Genomic DNA, 17,626 nt, shown 5'->3' with positions numbered 1-17,626 from the left:
TGCTGCTGGATACTGCCGATGTAGGCAAACCCATCGGCACTGACATAAGGAAAACCCCCATCGTGGATGAGAATCGCAAGAAGGCGCTCGAAGCAGCGCTGTCGCAGATCGAAAAGCAGTTCGGCAAGGGCGCCATCATGAAGATGGCTCCGGGCGAGCAGCTGCGGGATGTTGAAACCATTTCCACCGGCTCGCTGACCCTGGATGCCGCCCTCGGCATCGGCGGCCTGCCGCGCGGCCGTGTGGTCGAAATCTACGGCCCGGAATCCTCGGGTAAGACGACACTGACCCTGCACGCGATCGCCGAATGCCAGAAGGCCGGCGGCGTCGCTGCCTTCATCGACGCCGAGCATGCGCTCGACGTGCAGTACGCGCAGAAGCTCGGCGTCAAGGTTGAGGATCTGGTGATCTCGCAGCCGGACACCGGTGAACAGGCGCTGGAAATCTGCGACATGCTGGTGCGCTCCAACAGCGTTGACATCGTCGTCATCGACTCCGTCGCGGCGCTGGTGCCGAAGGCCGAAATCGAAGGCGAGATGGGCGACTCCAGCGTCGGCGTGCAAGCACGCCTGATGTCGCAGGCGCTGCGCAAGCTGACCGGCAACATCTCGCGCTCGAAATGCATGGTGGTCTTCATCAACCAGATCCGCATGAAGATCGGCGTCATGTACGGCTCGCCGGAAACGACGACGGGCGGCAACGCGCTGAAGTTCTACGCCTCGGTGCGCCTCGACATCCGCCGCACCGGCGCGATCAAGAAGGGCGACGAGGTCGTCGGCAACGAAACCCGCGTCAAGATCGTCAAGAACAAGATGGCGCCGCCGTTCAAGGAAGCGCATTTCGAGATTCTCTACAACGAAGGCATTTCCAAGCTCGGTGAGCTGATCGATCTCGGTGTCGAGCACAAGCTGGTCGAGAAATCGGGCGCCTGGTATGCCTACAAGGGCGACAAGATCGGCCAGGGCAAGGACAACGCGCGCATCTATCTCAAGGAGCGTCCGGAACTGGCCGCTGAGATCGAACTGGCGTTGCGTGCGGCCATGCTGCCGGATCGCAAGTCGACCGCGCTTGGCACCACCGAAGAAAAGTAAGCCACTCGATGCGCAGGGCGGCCGCGAGGCCGCCCTGCGCCTGCTGTCGCGCCGCGAGCATGCGGCTGCCGAGTTGCAGTACAAGTTGAGCCGGCGCGGCCTCGATGCCGAAGCCGCCGGTAAAGTCGTCGATGCAATGGCGGACGCCGGCTGGCAGTCGGATGAGCGCTACGCCGAGATGCTGGTGCGCAACCGCATCGAGCAGGGCTACGGGCCGCTGCGTATCGAGCACGAACTGGAGTCCGTCGGCGTGGATCGCGCCGGGATTGCTGCCGCGTTGGCGCAAGCCGGATGCGACTGGGCCGAGCGCTGTGCGCGGTTACAGCAGCGCCGTTTCAAGGAGCCGCCGCAATCCGCCGAGGACTGGCAGAAGCAATATCGCTTCCTGGCCAGCCGCGGGTTCAGCGCGGCGCAGGTGCGATCTGCGCTGAAGGGACCGTTGGAACCGCTGGACTAGCCGCTGCCGCCGCGGCCCTGGCCTGGGTCAATGCCAGCAGGCGCTCGCGGATGGCCGGAACCATCGCCACGGCGGCGCGCTCGCCTTGCAGGATCGCCAGCTGCTTGCTGTCGAAATCGCTGGACGCGATCTTCGACAGGTCCGGCCGGATCACGACATCGGCCTGCGGCAGCTCGGCTTCACGGATCGCCTGACCCATGATGTCGAACGTGCGCATGACGACGTCGAGCTTGGTTTCGGTGACCGTGGTGCTGGGCGGCGTCGAGACGTCGACCGCGATGATGAAATCGGCGCCCAGCTGTTTCGCGTAGCGGATCGGCACCGGGCTGACGAGGCCGCCGTCGACATACTCGGCGCCATTGATCAGGGCCGGCTGGAACACACCAGGCACCGCCGACGAAGCGCGCACGGCCTGGCCGATATTGCCGCGCTGGAACAGCACGCCCTGGCCGGTGTCGAGGCGCGCGGCGACGGCGGCGAAGGGAATCTTCAGCTGGTCGATGTTGCGGTTGCCGAGCTGGCGGTTGACGAAGTTCTGCAGGGCGTCGCCGCGCAGCAGGCCCTTGCTGAACAGCGACCAGTCGGTGACGGTCGCGCGGTCGAGCTCGTAGGCCAGCATCTGCAGGTCGAAGCCGTTGTAGCCGGCGGCATAAAAGGCGCCGGCGACGCTGCCGGCGCTGGTGCCGACGATCAGGTCCGGCTTGATGCCGAGCACGTCGAGCATCTTCAGCACGCCGATATGGGCGAAACCGCGGGCACCGCCGCCGCCCAGCACCAGGCCGACTTTCGGCGGCGGCGGGGCCACGGCGGCGACCGGTGGGGGCTCGACCACGGTGACGGCCGGCGGCGCGCTGGCGCATCCCGCAAGGATCAGGGCGAGGGGAAGCAGGACGGGCAGGCGGCGCAGCGGCGCCGCGAAGGCGGAACGGTTCATGCCGGTGATTCTACGCAGCCCGTATGAGAACGGCAGCGCGGATTTGTGACGGAATGGCGGCAAGGCTTGTGCTTGGCTAACATAGCGCCCCTTTTGTACCGCCCCGGCCGGGGCCTCCAAGCCGCGTCCAAACGCATGAATAGCAACGAGGTTCGTTCCAAGTTTCTGGAGTACTTCCGGAGCCAGGGTCATACCGTGGTGGCGTCCAGCCCGCTGGTGCCCGGCAATGATCCGACGCTGCTGTTCACCAACGCCGGCATGGTCCAGTTCAAGGACGTGTTCACCGGCCAGGACAAGCGGCCGTACAAGCGCGCGGTGTCGAGCCAGAAGTGCGTGCGCGCGGGCGGCAAGCACAACGATCTCGAGAACGTCGGCTACACGGCGCGGCATCACACCTTCTTCGAGATGCTGGGCAACTTCTCGTTCGGCGATTACTTCAAGCAGGACGCGATCCGCTTTGCCTGGGAGTTCATCACCTCCAAGCAGTGGCTGGGGATCGACCCGGCGCGCCTGCTGGTGACGGTCTATCAGGAAGACGATGAAGCGGCTGCGATCTGGCATGAGCAGATCGGCGTGCCGCTTGATCGCATCGTCCGCATCGGCGACAACAAGGGTGCGCGTTACGCGTCGGACAATTTCTGGTCGATGGGCGACACCGGCCCCTGCGGCCCCTGCACCGAAATTTTCTACGACCACGATCCGGATGGCAGCAAAGGCATCTATGGCGGCCCGCCGGGATCGCCGGAAGAGGACGGCGACCGCTGGATCGAAATCTGGAACGTCGTGTTCATGCAGTTCGACCGCAGTGCCGATGGCACGATGACGCCGTTGCCGGCGCCGTCGGTCGACACCGGCATGGGTCTGGAGCGCATCAGCGCGCTGCTGCAGGGTTCCAACGACAACTACCAGACCGACACCTTCAGGCATCTGGTGACGGCGGTTGCGAAGCTGGCGGCGCAGAAGCCTTACGAGAGCGCGTCGCAGAAGGTCATTGCCGATCACATCCGCGCGAGTTCGTTCCTGATCGCCGACGGCGTGTTGCCGTCCAACGAAGGCCGCGGTTATGTCCTGCGCCGCATCATGCGTCGTGCGATCCGCCACGGTTACAAGCTCGGCATCGTTGATGCGTTCTTCTACAAGCTGGTTGCGCCGCTGATCGAGGTGATGGGCGAGGCGTATCCGCAGCTGGTCGACAAGCGCACGCAGATCGAGAAAGCGATCCGCGGCGAAGAAGAGAGCTTTGCGATCACGCTCGACAAGGGCATGAAGCTGCTCGATGAAGCGATCGCGAAGATCAGCGACAAGCAGATCCCGGGCGAGGTCGTGTTCAAGCTGTACGACACCTACGGGTTCCCGTTCGATCTGACGGCCGACATCGCACGCGAGCGCAACCTGACACTCGACGAGGCCGGCTACGAGCGCGAGATGAACGCGCAGCGTGAGCGTGCCCGGGCGGCAAGCTCGTTCAAGAGCGGCGCCGGCGTCAGCTACGACGGCGCGGAGACCTGCTTCATCGGTTACGAGGGCCTGCAGGGCAAGGCCAAGGTGCTCGCGCTGTATCGCGACGGCGCTGCGGTCGATCAGCTCAATGCGGGCGACAAGGGCATCGTCGTGCTCGACAGCACGCCGTTCTATGCCGAGTCCGGCGGCCAGGTTGGCGATCGCGGCACGATTGGCAACTTCGAAGTCGCCGATACGCAGAAGATCAAGGGCAGCGTGTTCGGCCATCACGGCAAGCTCAAATCCGGTGTCCTGAAGGTCGGCGATGGCGTCGACGCCAAGGTCAGCGAGAGCGTGCGCCGCGCGACGATGCGCAATCACTCGGCGACCCATCTGATGCACAAGGCGCTGCGCGACGTGCTCGGCGACCATGTGGCGCAGAAGGGCTCGCTGGTCAACGAGCAACGCACCCGTTTCGACTTCTCGCACACGCAGGCGGTGACGCCGGCCGAGATCGCCGAGATCGAGCGCCGCGTCAACATCGCGATCCTCGACAACGTCAGCGTCGATTTCGCGCTGATGTCCTACGACGACGCGATCGCTTCCGGCGCGATGGCGCTGTTCGGCGAGAAGTACGGCGACGAAGTCCGCGTGCTGAAGATGGGCGAGCATTCCACCGAGCTGTGCGGCGGCACGCACGTCAACCGCACCGGCGATATCGGTCTGTTCAAGATCGTTTCCGAAGGCGGTGTGGCCGCCGGCGTGCGCCGTGTCGAGGCGATCACCGGCGAGAACGCGCTGCAGTACCTGCGCGATACCGAGGCGACGCTCAAGCGCGCCGCCGATCTGCTGCGCGCCGGCCCGGAAGAGCTGCCGAACAAGATCGAGCAGCTGCAGGACCGCAGCAAGCAGCTCGAACGCGAGCTGGCAGCGCTGAAATCGAAGATGGCGGCGAGCGCGGGCGGCGATCTGGCGAGCCAGGCGCGCGAGGTCAAGGGCGTCAAGGTGTTGTCGGCCGCACTCGATGGCGTCGACGGTGGCGCACTGCGCGACCTGCTCGACCAGCTGAAGAACAAGCTGGGTTCGGCGGTCATCGTGCTGGGCACCAGCGCTGGCGACAAGGTGAGCCTGATTGCCGGTGTCACCGCCGATCTGACCAAGACCTACAAGGCCGGCGATATCGTCAACTTTGTCGCCCAGCAGGTCGGCGGCAAGGGCGGCGGGCGACCGGACATGGCGCAGGCGGGCGGCACGCAGCCGCAAAACCTGGCCGCGGCGCTCGACAGCGTCTACGGCTGGATTGAAAGCAAATAGGCAGCAAGACAGCAGCGATGTAGCCCGGCGCAACCCGGGATTTCAGCTCGTAGTGGGCGCCAGCCTCGGGTTTCACCGGGGCTACGCCGGGTACAGACACAGGCAGACGAAATAGAGATGGCACTGATTGTTCAGAAGTACGGCGGCACGTCGATGGGCTCGGTCGAGCGCATCGAGCATGTCGCACGCAAGGTGGCGTCCTGGCAGCAGCAGGGGCATCAGGTGGTCGTGGTCGTCTCGGCGATGTCCGGCGAGACCGATCGCCTGCTCAAGCTGGCGAAGTCGATCGATCCGCGCGGCAGCGAACGCGAGTTCGACCAGATTGCAGCGACCGGCGAGCAGGTGACGATCGGCCTGCTGGCGCTCGCGCTCGGCAAGGCCGGCGTCAAGAGCCGCTCGTACACGGGCTGGCAGGTGCCGGTGAAGACCGACAGCGCGCACATGAAGGCGCGCATCCAGCACATCGATTCCGAGCGCCTGCTCGCCGACTGCAATGCCGGCATCGTGCCGGTGGTTGCGGGCTTCCAGGGCATCGATCCGACCGGCAGCGTGACGACGCTGGGCCGCGGCGGCTCGGATACGACGGGCGTTGCGCTCGCCGCCGCGCTGAAGGCCGACGAATGCCAGATCTATACCGACGTCGACGGCGTCTACACGACCGACCCGCGCGTCGAGCCCAAGGCGCGCCGCCTGGACAAGATCACGTTCGAGGAAATGCTGGAGCTGGCCAGTCTCGGCTCCAAGGTGCTGCAGATTCGCTCGGTCGAATTTGCCGGCAAGTACAAGGTACCGCTGCGCGTGCTGTCGACCTTCGTCGACGGCCCCGGCACGCTGATCACGCTTGAGGACAACCCGATGGAAGACCCGCTCATCTCCGGCATCGCGTTCAACCGCGATGAGGCCCAGATCACCATGACCGGCGTGCCGGACCGCCCGGGCATTGCCGCGGCGATTCTCGGCCCGGTGGGCGATGCGAATGTCGAAGTCGACATGATCGTGCAGAACGTCGGCGGCGATGGCGCCACCGATTTCACGTTCACCGTGCATCGCAACGACTACGAGCGCGCGCTCGACATCATGAAGCGGATCGCCGGCGAACTCGGCGCGCGCGGCGTGGCGGGCGCGACCGACATCGTCAAGGTCTCGCTGGTCGGCGTCGGCATGCGCAGCCACGCGGGCGTGGCCTCGAAGATGTTCAAGGCGCTGGCCGCTGCGGGCATCAACATCCGCATGATCTCGACGTCGGAGATCAAGATCTCGGTCGTCGTCGAAGAGATGTATCTCGAGCTCGCCGTGCGCACGCTGCACAAGGCCTTTGGCCTCGAGGAAGCGGCAAAAGTCTGATTTGCGCACCAGAACCGGGCAAAACCCGACGGGATAAAGACTTATCCACAGCCGACCCGCCCTGTACGGGGGATACCGCCGCCGGAAAAAGTCCCGGAAACTGCCAGCCAGGATGACCAGTGGGTCATGAGCTACGGTTTACGGGACGGGGGCAACGGAATGCTGATTCTGACGAGGCGGGTCGGTGAAACGCTGATGATCGGCGAGGGCGTGGAAGTCACGGTGCTCGGGGTCAAAGGCGGGCAGGTGCGGATCGGCGTGCAGGCGCCCCGCGAAGTGGCCGTCCACCGCGAGGAACTGGTCCGGCGCCTGCGCAATGAAGGGCAGGACGCGGCGCTGCCTCTGCAGGCTGCAGGTTGAAAAAATAGCCCCGGAAACGGGGCTTTTTTGTGGGCCGGCGGGATAGGGTGGGGCTGCGGCGTCAGGCCCCGTGGGTGGCGGTGGCCCTTCGAAGTTTTGAATCCCGAGTTCGACAGGCAAAACGCGAAAGGCCTCCCGAAGGAGGCCTTTCGCGTTTTTGAAATGGCGGAGAGAGAGGGATTCGAACCCTCGATAGGGGATAAACCCTATACGCCCTTAGCAGGGGCGCGCCTTCGTCCACTCGGCCATCTCTCCGGGACGATCGGCAAGGAAACTCACCCTGCCTCTGTCGATCCGGTGACCCGGTTCGACAGCACAATTGAATTAAATGGTGCGCCCGGAGCGATTCGAACGCCCGACCCCTTAGTTCGTAGCCAAGTGCTCTATCCAGCTGAGCTACGGGCGCACATCTCGCAACAGAACTAGGCTGCGAGGGCCGCGATTCTAGCGGCCTTGGCGGACAAGGTAAAGCAAAATCTATGAAGCCGCCTCAATCCGTGGACAGTAGGTGCCTTTACGTCTTTTGAGTCCGACGCGGCGCTCGGCGAGGTGATGCCCCTGCCTTGGCGGAGAAGCGCGGTTCGCCATGCGGAGCCGGGCGTGATCGGGCACCTGAGCGAGGGGCCCATCGCGATCGATGGACGAGCGGAAATGACGATCGGGCATGTCTTGATCATCACGGTTCCGCAAAGAACTTCGTGCGACTCATACCACCATTCTGGCGGCCGAATTCATTGCATGCGTCGATTTGCATCGCGGAAAGAATATTCCGCGCCGAACGGCGCGCAACAAATGAAATGCATCGATCACTTGAAACGCGCGTCTCGAATATTGCAGCGCAGCATCGGTGTGGTTCGCGATGCAATGCAATCTGCGCGCAGAAACGAATTCGCAATCGATGCGTCGATGAATGCGTCAATCGATTGCCGATGGATGTACCGATGATGTCGATGCTGCGCTGCAATAACAGAACGGCCATCGACGATCCATCGCGGCATTGCGGCTTGCGATAGGAAAAACTACCCATCCGTGTAGTGTGCGACTTGATCGCGACCCGTAAGTTGCGCTGGTGCGTAAAGAGGCCTTCCGCAAACGCAAGCAATAGCGGAAAGGAAGAGCCGGTAAAAGATAAGCAGGAGGAGAAGCGTATGGCTCACATCAGCCCTGTGCGTGAGGGAGACAAAATCCCCATGGCATATGAGCGAGGCAACGTCGTCGAGCGTTGCGTTCGTTCGCTGCACGCTGCAGTGCAGCATCCGTGATTCGCTTCGATTCCCTGCGTCCAACAATCAGCATGCTGCGTATGCCAATGCAGCGTGTGTGTCGCCTCTGTAACTCAAAGCCCGACCAGGCCTGAGCTGACCACCACGGAGCTGTCATGGAAGGAATGCGTCATAAAATCGCACGAATCACGATTCAAAACCGCAAGGTTTCGTGGTTCGTGTTCATCGCAATCACTGCGTTTTTTGCAGTGGGTCTGCGCAATGTAGAAATCAAGACCATCTTCTCGGACCTGCTGCCGAAGGACGATCCGTTCGTCCAGGTTTTCAAGGACCATCCGAACTTCGGTAACCCGCTGACCGTCACGATGATGGTCAAGCGCAAGAACGGCGACATCTACAATCCCGAGACGTTGGGCAAGGTCTGGCAGCTGACGCGCGACATCGACCTTGCGCCGGGCATCGACCACGACCAGATCCTGTCGATCGCGTCGGAAAAGGCGCGTTACGCCGAAGCCACGCCGTTCGGCATCGACATGCGTCCGCTGATGGAGGATGCGATTCCGACGACGCCGGAAGAGATCGAGATCTTCCGCGGCCGCGTGCAGAACTCGCCGAACGCGCGCACCTTCATGATCTCCAACGACGGTACTGCGACGTTGGTGAGCGGTACGTTCATCGAGTCGCGCCTCGACTACGGCGAAGCGTTCAAGTACGTGCAGGATCTCGCCAAGAACGCGACGGATGCCGATCATGAAGTCTACGTCGCCGGTCAGCCGACGCTGACGGGCTGGGTCTATCACTACCAGCAGCAGGTGCTGTGGATCGCGATCATGACGATCGCGGCGCTGATCATCGCGCTGGTGCTTTATATGCGAAACATCGTCGGCGTCGTCACGCCGATCGTCACCAGCGCGGTCGCCGCAATCTGGGGCTTCGGCCTCGTCGGCTGGCTGAAGTCGCCGATCGAGCCGCTGCTGATGGTGGTGCCGCTGCTGCTGGTCGCGCGCTCGTTCTCGCACTGCGTGCAGTTCACCGAACGCTATTACGAAGTGCTCGAGCATGTGCCGGATCGCGTCAAGGCCGCCGAGATCACCATGCGCGTGATGATGGCGCCGTCGGTGCTCGGCATCTTCACTGACATCGTCGGTGTGTTCCTGATCGCCATTGCACCGATTCCGGCGATGGAACGCTTCGCACTGTTCTGCGGCATGTGGTGCGTGTGGCTCATCCCGACCGGCGTTGTGCTGATCTCGCTGCTGCTCGCTTCGCTGCCGGTGCCCAAGAACGTCGCGCAGCTGATCGGACACGGCGACTCCGGCGGCATCCACAAGATGTTCCAGAATCTGCTCGGCGGCATTGCCAAGCTCACGCACGGCAACCGCGCGCGGGGTACGACGATCGCGTTGATCATCGTTTCTGCCGTTGCAGCCTATGGCTCGTTCAAGATTCAGACCGGCAATCCAGTCGAGGGCAGCAATCTGTTGTGGCCAGCTTCGGAATACAACACCGCAGTCTCGCGGATCAACAGCAATTTCCCCGGTGTGAACACGCTGGAGCTGGTGCTTGAGGCAAAGGATCCGAAGAACCCGAGCCGGGTTGCGCGTCAAGCGGAGACGGTCATGGCGATGCAGCAGCTGCAGAGCCTGATCGAGAAGGGTGAATCACCGCCGCGTGCGTCGCTGTCCTTCGCGGATTATCTGATGGAAGGCAACCGCCTCTATGCCGGCGGCAACCCCAAGTGGCTGCCGATCGACCCGGACAATGCGGCGACCAACGCTGCAGCGTCGGCGGTGCTGATGGGCAGCAGCCCGAAGGCCTACTCGCATATCGTCGACTTCGAGCAGCAGCACTCCACGGTTTCTCTGTGGTACGCCGACAACAAGCAGGAGACGGTCGATGGCGCACTGGCGACTGCGCTCAAGGCAGTCGAACAGGTCAAGGTCGATCATGAGGCCTTCACGGTCCGCTTGGGCACCGGAACGATTGCACTGCAGCAGGCGATGAATCGCGTTGTCGATCGATACCACTGGCTGATCTTCGGCTGCCTCAACCTTGTGATCTTCCTCGGCACGAGCCTGGCTTATCGTTCGCCGATGGCCGGTCTGATCCTGCTGTTCCCGGTCAATCTGTCGAACTTCGTGATGACGGCGTCGATGTGGGCCATGGGCATCGGCATGGACATCAACACCGTGCTCGTCGCCTGCGTCGGCGTCGGCGTCGGTATCGATTACGGCATCTATCTGCTGTCGCGCATCTGCGAGGAATACCAAGCCAAGCCGGGAGATTGGGGCGCGGCGAATACCGCTGCGCTGACGACGACCGGCAAGGCGATCATGTTCACCGCGTCGATCATGGTCGTCGGCATCGCGCCCTGGTACTTCCTGTCCGGCCTCAAGTTCATGGCCGACATGGGCGCGCTGCTGGTACTGATCATGCTGATCAACATGGTGCTCGCGCTCGTCGTGCTGCCGCTGCTGATCTGGCTGATCAAGCCGTCGTTTGTTTCGAACAAGGATTTGATGGTCATTGGCGAGAGTGCGGAGATCGCACTGCTCGCCGCAGAGGCCAAGAAACGGAAGGAAGCTGCACAATCTCCGTCGCGCGGTATGCACGGCGGTTCCACCGATGCCCCCGCTGCTGCTGGCGGCTGATACACCCCGAGGAGAGACGAAAATGCACATTCGCAAGTACGATTTCGACTATAGCCGCCGCATGTTCATGGACAAGACGGCGCGCGGTATCGCGGGCGCCGGTGTTCTCGCGCCGCTGTGGCCGATGATGGCGCATAGCGCCGAGGACGTTGCCAAGGCCTATCCCGATGAGTTGCTGTCCATCTCGGTGCACACCAAGGGCAAGGTCAAGCCGGGCGACGTCATCACCAAGGACAACCTGCAGTACGTCGAGCATCTGCTCGACCCTATCGCTGCGATGCAGGTCAAGACGATGGGCCGTCGTATCAACATCGTCGAATCGACGAAGGACACGACCAAGCTCTATCCGTACGACTATCTTGAGGCGACGCTGAAGAACAAGGGCAAGGCCAAGATGGGTACGGACGGCAACGTCTACACCCAGAGCGGCGATCCCTGGATCGGCGGCATGCCGTTCCCGGAGCCGAAGGACGGCGTCGAAGCGACTGCCAACCTGACGCTGAGCTGGGGCCGCCACGATTACTCGCAGTACGCGGTGCGCGACTGGGATATCGATCCGTCCGGCAATCTGTCCTACCAGTACGACTTCGTCTGGGCCGAGCTGAACACGACGGCGCGTCTCGACGGCAAGGTCTGGGGCGACAAGAAGGACCTGCTGCGCTATCAGTCGGTGTGGTTCACCTCGCCGCAGGACACTGCGGGCAGCTCCTTCCTCAACACCTGGTACTACGACCAGCGCAAGTTCCCGGACCTGCAGGGCTACCTGCCGGCGTTCCGTCGCGTGCGCCAGTTCCCGACCAACCAGCGTTTTGAACCGCTGGTGCCGGGCGTGACGATCTTCCTGTCCGACGCCTGGGCAGCGGGCGATCCGATGGGCACCTGGGGCAACTACAAGATCGTCGAGCGCAAGCCGATGCTCGGCGTCATCGGCGGCCGCAACTTCATGGGCGGCTACCACCCGAACTACGAGCGTCCGGTGCACGGCGGTCCGAAGGGCCAGACCTTCCATGACGTGTGGATGGAACTGGTGCCGGAGTGCATCGTCGTCGATGCCGAGCCGACGGGCTACCCGCGCGCGCCGGTCGGCAAGAAGCGCACCTGGATCGACGTCCGCAACGGCATGTACGTCGCGTACAACACCTACGACCGTCGTGGTGAAATCTGGAAGTCGTTCGAGCCGCACTACGCGCAGTACGCCAACGACAAGATGACGGTCAAGGACAAGGACGGCAATCCGAACTGGTCGTGGGTCGGCGTGCTCAGCCATGACCTGCAGGCCAACCGCATGAGCCGTTTCGTGCAGGCCAAGCAGGTCACCGGCGGCTACACCAGCGGTTGGGATGCCGGCAGTGTCGACGTCTACAACAAGTACCTCACGGTGCAGGCGATCCAGCGCCTGGGTCAGGCCTGATCATGCGGACTCTGCTGAGACTGGCGTCACTGTCTCTGCTCGCTGCTGCGGCGCCGATGGTCGGCGCCGCAGCACCCGAGACGGTGCACAGCGGCACGGCGCACGACGCCCTGTTTGCGGTCGACTTCGCCGGCAAGCTGGGCGTTGCGGTCGGCGCCGGCGGTGCGATCGTCGAAACCGTCGATGGCGGTGCGAGCTGGAAGGGCGTTGATGGTGCCGGCAACCAGCTGTCGCTGCTCGGCGTCGAAATCAACGCCGATGGTCACGCGCTGGCCGTCGGCCAGACCGGCGTGGCGATGGCGCGCGACGCGTCCGGCAAGTGGACCAAGCTGGATACGGGCAGCAAGGAACGTCTGTTCGCAGTCGATGGCAATGCAGCAGGCCAGATCGTCGTCGGCGGCGCCTTCGGCACCGTGCTGCTGTCGACCGATGCGGGCAAGAGCTTCACGCGCCTGACGATCGACTGGTCGGCGATGGGCACCGACGGTGCGGAACCGCATCTGTATGCCGCGCACATCGATGATCAGAATCAGATCACCGTCGCGGGCGAGTTCGGCCTGATCCTCCGCTCCGCGGATGCCGGGCAGACCTGGCGCAAGCTCAACCAGAGCGACGCGTCGATCTTCGCGCTCGACATCAACCCGCAGGGGCAGGCGAGCTATGCCGCCGGCCAGATCGGCACCTTGCTGAGCAGCAGCGACGGTGGCGAAACCTGGGTCGCGCAGACCTCCGGCAGCACGGCGAATCTGCTCGCGGTCGAGAGCAGCGGCCAGTCGGTCATGGTCACCGGCTTCCGCGAGAGTGTGACCAGCACCGATGGTGGCAGTACCTGGAAGGTGCTTTCCGCGCCGCCGTTCGGCGGTGTGTGGTACGCCGGTCTCGCGGCAGGCGGCGACGCGGTTTATGCGGTGGGGCAGTCGGGCATGGTGGTGAAGTTGCAGCAGTAAAGGCGGGCCAAGCCAGTAGCAAACTGTGCAGCTCGTGGGGACTGAATAAATAGAAGTGCGCTTGGAGATCTCAATGAAGGCAAAACAGGCAAGGCTGCTGGGCGTCGCCGCCGCTTGCGCAATCAGCGCGGGCATGGTCGGTGTCGCTCAGGCGCAGGATGAAGGCGAAAGCAGTGGCGGGGGCAGCTGGTGGGATAACGTCGACATCTCGTTCGGCGGCTTCATCCGCCCGGAGGCATCGTTCTCGACGAGCAGCTACGACAACCCGAACAACCAGCTCGGCAATACTTTCAACGGGCGTTCCATCCCGCGTGCGGCGTATGTGCCACCCACTTTCGTCGGCGCCGCATTGCCGCTGCCGATTGTCGGCCCGCTGCTGGAAGGCATCCAGGGCGGCGTGACGAGCTGGAGCACTGTGCCGCTCAGCTTGCTCGATCCGCTGGGCCTGCTCGTTGGCGATGCGAATTCGCCGGGCCTGCGCGGCCGGTCCAGTGCCGATGGCACCGGACAGCCGTTCGAGACGGTCGACAACGATTTCAACTACCAGATCATCCGTGCCGAGCTTGAAATGGGCGTGCAGCTCAGCGCCGACTTCAAGTTCATCGCACGCGTCCGCGGCATCTACGATCCGGGCGAGTACGACGAGTTCGATGCCCGCGACTACGCGAACGTCAACGGCGGCATCCAGAGCCGTCCGGATTCGCTGTATCAGGGCACGCCGAACTACTTCGGCTACGAAGTGGAAGGCGGCGGCAATGCCAATCCGCTCGAGTGGGCGGGCCAGAATTACCAGGTCTACTTCCCGGCTCTGTTCCTCGAGTACAACGCCGGTCCGCTCAACATGCGCTTGGGCAACCAGCAGATTGCCTGGGGCCAGGCGATCTTCTTCCGCGTGTTCGACGTCGTCAACGGTCTCGACTTGCGTCGTCACTCGCTGCTCGACTACGCGCAGGAAGAGTTCTCCGACAAGCGCGTGCCGTCGCTGGCCTTGCGCACCGGCTACCAGATCAGCGATTCGATGCTGGTGGACAGCTTCGTGCAGAAGTTCCAGCCGACGATCTACGGCAACCCGAACACGCAGTACAACGTCATTCCGACGCAGTTCACCGTGCATGACATGTACAGCGCCGGCGGTTACGACGACAAGCTGAGCTACGGTATCCGCTTCAAGGGCGATTTCGGCCAGTGGGGCGTCCAGGCGATGGCCGTACAGCGCTACAACCCGGACGGCGTGTTCCGCTGGACCGAGTCCGGCGTCAACAAGGATCTGCCGAATACGCCGGGAACGCTGGGTGCGCTCGTCAACACGACGCTGGCGCTGAGCGGCCGTACCTCGGGCGAGATTCTCTCGCGGACGCCGTTCGAAGCCTCGCCGGGCGGTGTGTACTCGGCGAACGAGTGGTTCAACTACGCGGCCCAGGTGCGTCTGCTCGGCGTGTCCGGTCTCAACGCGTCGATCGACGAGTTTCCGGGTTCGCAGGAAATCTTCGCATCGCACGTCGACAACTACGAGCAGGCGGTCAACGAGCTGAACACCTTCTTCATCGCGGCCGGTGGCGCACTGCGCGGTCATATCGCCCGCGAGTACTTCCAGGAAGAGGTCTACGGCCTGGGTGCCAGCTACGTCGTCGAAGGCGAGCCGGGCAGCCTGCTCGATCAGCTGATCATCAACGTCGAGACCAGCTTCACGCCGGACCGCACGTTCACCGGCACCAGCCTGCAGCAGTCGTTCATGAAGGACGATGCCTTCGTCGGCGCGCTGGTGATGGAAAAGTACCATCGCTTCACGAATGCCTTCCCGGCGACGTACCTGGTGTTCCAGTACATGTACCGTGATACGGATGACATGTTCGGCCGGCACCTGAGCGGCTACGGCGGCAGCGAGCAGGGCGAGGGCAAGGGCGTCGATGGCGCGCATTACATCGCCTTCGCTTTCCAGCAGCCGTTTCCGCAAGACATTTACCGCATCGGCTTTGCCACCTTGTACGACCCGCGCGGCAGCATCCTCGTGCAGCCGGGCATCAAGTGGAAGCCATCGGGTGAATGGACGCTGGAAGCTTTCTACACCTACATCAACGGCTCTCTGGGCAATGCCAATCCGAACGAAACGCTGCTGTCGACGGTGGATTTCGCCGACGAGCTGACCGTCCGCATCGGCTACCAGTTCTGAGCATCCTGATGCCGAGAAGTTGATGCTCACAGTTTCACAAGCGCACTAAGTCCCCCATTCCGGCGGTCAGCATGCTGACCGCCGGTTTTGTTTCCGCCGGACACTTTGGAGAATTTGATGCGATTGCTGCGCTACGACCGCCAGTTCAGCCGGCGCCATTTCCTGACGGCAATGGCCAAGGGTGCCGCCGCCGGCGTGCTGATGCCGGTCTGGCAGGCGGTTGCGCAGAACGGCGACAGCGCCAAGGCCTATCCCGATGAGCTGCTGTCGATCGAGGCCTACACCAAAGGCAAGTTCAAGACCGGCGATGAAATCCACGCCGGCAATGTCGACTTGATCAAGGAGCTGATCGAGCCGATCAAGTACATCCAGATCAAGACACTCGGCCGCCGCCTGCGCATCGTCAAGACGACGACCGACATCACCAAGCTGAGCCCCATTCCGTATCTCGAGGCGACCTTGCGCAATCGCGGCAAGGGTCGTTTCGATGCCACCGGCAATGTCGTCACCGAAGACGGCAAGCCCTGGATCGGCGGCCTGCCGTTTCCGGATTCGACCGGCGCGCTGGAGATGTTCGCCGGCCTGACGCTGAGCTGGGGCCGTCACGACGCGTCGCTGTATGCGATCAAGGCCTACGCGCTCGATCCGAACGGCGAAGTGCTCTACAACTACGAGACCGGTTGGGCCGAGCTGTCGACGATCGGCCGCACGGTCATGGATCCCAAGCCCTATCTGCCGGGCCATGAAGACCGTCTGCGTCTGCAGTCGGTGTTCTTCCTGACCCCGCTGAGCGCCAAGGGCACGTCCTTTCTCAACGTCTGGCCCTACGACCAGAACGCTTTTCCCGATCTCTACGGTTACGTGCCTGAGTTCCGTCGCGTGCGCCAGTTCCCGACCGACCAGCGCTTCGAGCCGCTGATCACCGGCTCGACGATCTATCTGTCCGACGCCTGGGCCGCGGGCGATCCGCTCAACACCTGGGGCAATTATCGCGTCGTCGGTCGCGGCCCGATCCTCGCCGCGGTGTCGCGCGGCTGGAATTCTGCGCATCCGAACTGGGAGCACAAGACGCACGGCGGCCCCCAGGGCAAGACCTTCTGGGACACCGACGTCGAGCTGATTCCGGAGGCGATCGAGACCGCCGCCGAGCCGGTCAAGTTTCCGCGCGCGCCGGTCGGTCGCAAGCACGTCTGGTTCGACGCGCGCACGCAATTGCCGGTCGCGATGGTCTCGTACGACCGCCGCGGCGAGCCGTTCCATTCCTTCGACGGTGCATTCTCGCTCTACGAGGACGGCGGCAAGTCCTTCATGGACGGCAAGCACCCGTACTGGTCGTGGGCGCATGTGCATGCCTTCGATGTGCAGACCGGTCGCATGACGCGCCTCGAACAGGTGAAGTCGATCTCCGGCGGGCACAGCACCTTCGTCAACGATCCGAAGATCTACGACAAATACCTGACCAAGACGGCGCTGGTGGCGCTCGGCGCGGCCTGATTTTCCAGAACTCTTCCTGCGGAGTGGCGCACATGACGGCAATGTTCAAGGCAACTCTCGGCATAACGCTCGCAACGCTGGTCTGCGGCGCGCAGGCGGCCCCGGTGACCGACGCTTATTGCGCGGACATGGTCGACTTCGCAATCCGCACCGCGGAGCGACGCTCGCAGGGCAAGGACCAGAAAGAGCTGAGCGACTCGGTTCATCAGAGCCAGACCGTCTTCAAGCAGCAGTACCCGGACCTCGAAGAGCCGGACATGCAGTTGCTGGTCAAGCAGGTCTACGAAGGGCAGTGGACGCGCTTCATCGCCGCCAGGAACACGATCCGCTCGTGCGCGCTGCAGCTGGATGCAGCGCCGCCGGCCGCGGTCGCACCGGAACCGGAAATCATGATGGACGGAGTGCGCTCATGAATCTCGACATTGCCAAGCCGCTGGCGGCTCTCGCGTTGGCCTGCGCGCTTTGTGTTCCGATGACCTCGCACGCCGCGCCCAAGTCCGACGACTGGTGCGCCGATGCCGTGGACTTCGCGATGGGCGTCGCGCAGAACCGTGAGGCGGGGTACACGCTGGAACTGATCACCGGCTCGGTCGAGCGCAATCCGGAAGATTACCGGCGCATGTTCCGCGATCTCAGCGGCGACGAGATGAAGAAGATCGCAACGCAGGTCTATGCCCAGTCCTGGACGCGCTTCCGCGCGGCGCAGGGGGTTGCCGAGGGTTGCGACGTCGCCGCGGTGTCGAAGTAGAGGCACTGCGCATTTGCGCTGCGCTGCACCATGAAAACTGCT

Annotated in this window: 14 protein-coding genes and 2 tRNA genes; 12 read left to right on the top strand and 4 right to left on the bottom strand. The window is 63.4% G+C overall.

Features of this window, described 5'->3' with window-relative positions; genetic code table 11:
• The first annotated feature begins 62 nt into the window (after positions 1-62).
• On the top strand, positions 63-1,091 hold the full coding sequence (gene recA / locus AC3WUF_RS18895; RefSeq protein ID WP_492428532.1) for a recombinase RecA: 1,029 nt from the start codon (positions 63-65) through the stop codon (positions 1,089-1,091).
• Positions 1,069-1,548, top strand: a complete 480-nt coding sequence (locus tag AC3WUF_RS18890) for a regulatory protein RecX (protein WP_492428530.1) — start codon at positions 1,069-1,071, stop codon at positions 1,546-1,548. Before recA ends, AC3WUF_RS18890 begins: the two co-directional genes overlap by 23 nt.
• On the opposite strand, the gene AC3WUF_RS18885 is transcribed toward AC3WUF_RS18890, so the two are convergent.
• The gene (locus tag AC3WUF_RS18885; RefSeq protein ID WP_492428528.1) at positions 1,493-2,482 is read right to left on the bottom strand and encodes a patatin-like phospholipase family protein; all 990 of its coding nucleotides are present in this window, start codon (positions 2,480-2,482) and stop codon (positions 1,493-1,495) included. The two genes, AC3WUF_RS18890 and AC3WUF_RS18885, sit on opposite strands and share 56 nt — an antisense overlap.
• Before the next feature lie 135 nt (positions 2,483-2,617).
• Here AC3WUF_RS18885 and alaS point away from each other — a divergent pair, with 135 nt between their 5' ends.
• From alaS to csrA, 3 genes are all read left to right on the top strand, one after another.
• Positions 2,618-5,236, top strand: coding sequence for an alanine--tRNA ligase (alaS, locus tag AC3WUF_RS18880; protein ID WP_492428526.1), 2,619 nt, complete (start codon positions 2,618-2,620; stop codon positions 5,234-5,236).
• Between the two features lie 117 nt (positions 5,237-5,353).
• On the top strand, positions 5,354-6,580 hold the full coding sequence (locus AC3WUF_RS18875) for an aspartate kinase (RefSeq protein ID WP_492428524.1): 1,227 nt from the start codon (positions 5,354-5,356) through the stop codon (positions 6,578-6,580).
• A 159-nt stretch (positions 6,581-6,739) separates the two neighbouring features.
• The gene (gene csrA, locus AC3WUF_RS18870) at positions 6,740-6,940 is read left to right on the top strand and encodes a carbon storage regulator CsrA (protein WP_492428522.1); all 201 of its coding nucleotides are present in this window, start codon (positions 6,740-6,742) and stop codon (positions 6,938-6,940) included.
• 163 nt (positions 6,941-7,103) lie between these two features.
• Here csrA and AC3WUF_RS18865 read toward each other — a convergent pair.
• From AC3WUF_RS18865 to AC3WUF_RS18855, 3 genes are all read right to left on the bottom strand, one after another.
• A tRNA-Ser gene (locus AC3WUF_RS18865) sits at positions 7,104-7,195 on the bottom strand.
• 74 nt (positions 7,196-7,269) lie between these two features.
• Positions 7,270-7,346: transfer RNA gene (locus tag AC3WUF_RS18860), tRNA-Arg, on the bottom strand.
• 270 nt (positions 7,347-7,616) lie between these two features.
• Positions 7,617-7,967, bottom strand: coding sequence for a hypothetical protein (locus AC3WUF_RS18855; RefSeq protein WP_492428520.1), 351 nt, complete (start codon positions 7,965-7,967; stop codon positions 7,617-7,619).
• Positions 7,968-8,318: 351 nt separating this feature from the next.
• Here AC3WUF_RS18855 and AC3WUF_RS18850 point away from each other — a divergent pair, with 351 nt between their 5' ends.
• From AC3WUF_RS18850 to AC3WUF_RS18820, 7 genes are all read left to right on the top strand, one after another.
• Positions 8,319-10,814 carry an efflux RND transporter permease subunit gene (locus AC3WUF_RS18850; RefSeq protein ID WP_492428518.1) on the top strand — a complete coding sequence of 832 codons (2,496 nt, stop codon included), beginning with the start codon at positions 8,319-8,321 and terminating at the stop codon, positions 10,812-10,814.
• A gap of 22 nt (positions 10,815-10,836) precedes the next feature.
• On the top strand, positions 10,837-12,225 hold the full coding sequence (locus AC3WUF_RS18845) for a DUF1329 domain-containing protein (protein WP_492428516.1): 1,389 nt from the start codon (positions 10,837-10,839) through the stop codon (positions 12,223-12,225).
• 2 nt (positions 12,226-12,227) lie between these two features.
• On the top strand, positions 12,228-13,172 hold the full coding sequence (locus AC3WUF_RS18840) for a WD40/YVTN/BNR-like repeat-containing protein (RefSeq protein WP_492428514.1): 945 nt from the start codon (positions 12,228-12,230) through the stop codon (positions 13,170-13,172).
• A gap of 73 nt (positions 13,173-13,245) precedes the next feature.
• On the top strand, positions 13,246-15,342 hold the full coding sequence (locus AC3WUF_RS18835; protein ID WP_492428512.1) for a DUF1302 family protein: 2,097 nt from the start codon (positions 13,246-13,248) through the stop codon (positions 15,340-15,342).
• Between the two features lie 117 nt (positions 15,343-15,459).
• The gene (locus tag AC3WUF_RS18830; protein ID WP_492428510.1) at positions 15,460-16,836 is read left to right on the top strand and encodes a DUF1329 domain-containing protein; all 1,377 of its coding nucleotides are present in this window, start codon (positions 15,460-15,462) and stop codon (positions 16,834-16,836) included.
• 32 nt (positions 16,837-16,868) lie between these two features.
• Positions 16,869-17,249, top strand: coding sequence for a hypothetical protein (locus tag AC3WUF_RS18825; RefSeq protein WP_492428508.1), 381 nt, complete (start codon positions 16,869-16,871; stop codon positions 17,247-17,249).
• Positions 17,246-17,584: a hypothetical protein gene (locus AC3WUF_RS18820; protein ID WP_492428506.1), complete on the top strand. Its 339-nt coding sequence runs from the start codon at positions 17,246-17,248 to the stop codon at positions 17,582-17,584. The genes AC3WUF_RS18825 and AC3WUF_RS18820 overlap by 4 nt, the downstream gene beginning before the upstream one ends.
• The last annotated feature ends 42 nt before the right edge of the window (positions 17,585-17,626 follow it).

The sequence above is a fragment of the Fontimonas sp. FW305-C-3 genome (genome assembly GCF_058783185.1).
Note: the sequence above shows the minus strand (reverse complement) of the source record. Positions and strands in the feature narration are given on the sequence as shown.

Coding starts and splice junctions, on each gene's coding strand:
- AC3WUF_RS18885 (WP_492428528.1), bottom strand. CDS start 2,482: ATGAACCGTTCCGCCTTCGCGGCGCCGCTGCGCCGCCTGCCCGTCCTG.
- alaS (WP_492428526.1), top strand. CDS start 2,618: ATGAATAGCAACGAGGTTCGTTCCAAGTTTCTGGAGTACTTCCGGAGC.
- AC3WUF_RS18875 (WP_492428524.1), top strand. CDS start 5,354: ATGGCACTGATTGTTCAGAAGTACGGCGGCACGTCGATGGGCTCGGTC.
- csrA (WP_492428522.1), top strand. CDS start 6,740: ATGCTGATTCTGACGAGGCGGGTCGGTGAAACGCTGATGATCGGCGAG.
- AC3WUF_RS18855 (WP_492428520.1), bottom strand. CDS start 7,967: ATGGGTAGTTTTTCCTATCGCAAGCCGCAATGCCGCGATGGATCGTCG.
- AC3WUF_RS18850 (WP_492428518.1), top strand. CDS start 8,319: ATGGAAGGAATGCGTCATAAAATCGCACGAATCACGATTCAAAACCGC.
- AC3WUF_RS18845 (WP_492428516.1), top strand. CDS start 10,837: ATGCACATTCGCAAGTACGATTTCGACTATAGCCGCCGCATGTTCATG.
- AC3WUF_RS18840 (WP_492428514.1), top strand. CDS start 12,228: ATGCGGACTCTGCTGAGACTGGCGTCACTGTCTCTGCTCGCTGCTGCG.
- AC3WUF_RS18835 (WP_492428512.1), top strand. CDS start 13,246: ATGAAGGCAAAACAGGCAAGGCTGCTGGGCGTCGCCGCCGCTTGCGCA.
- AC3WUF_RS18830 (WP_492428510.1), top strand. CDS start 15,460: ATGCGATTGCTGCGCTACGACCGCCAGTTCAGCCGGCGCCATTTCCTG.
- AC3WUF_RS18825 (WP_492428508.1), top strand. CDS start 16,869: ATGACGGCAATGTTCAAGGCAACTCTCGGCATAACGCTCGCAACGCTG.
- AC3WUF_RS18820 (WP_492428506.1), top strand. CDS start 17,246: ATGAATCTCGACATTGCCAAGCCGCTGGCGGCTCTCGCGTTGGCCTGC.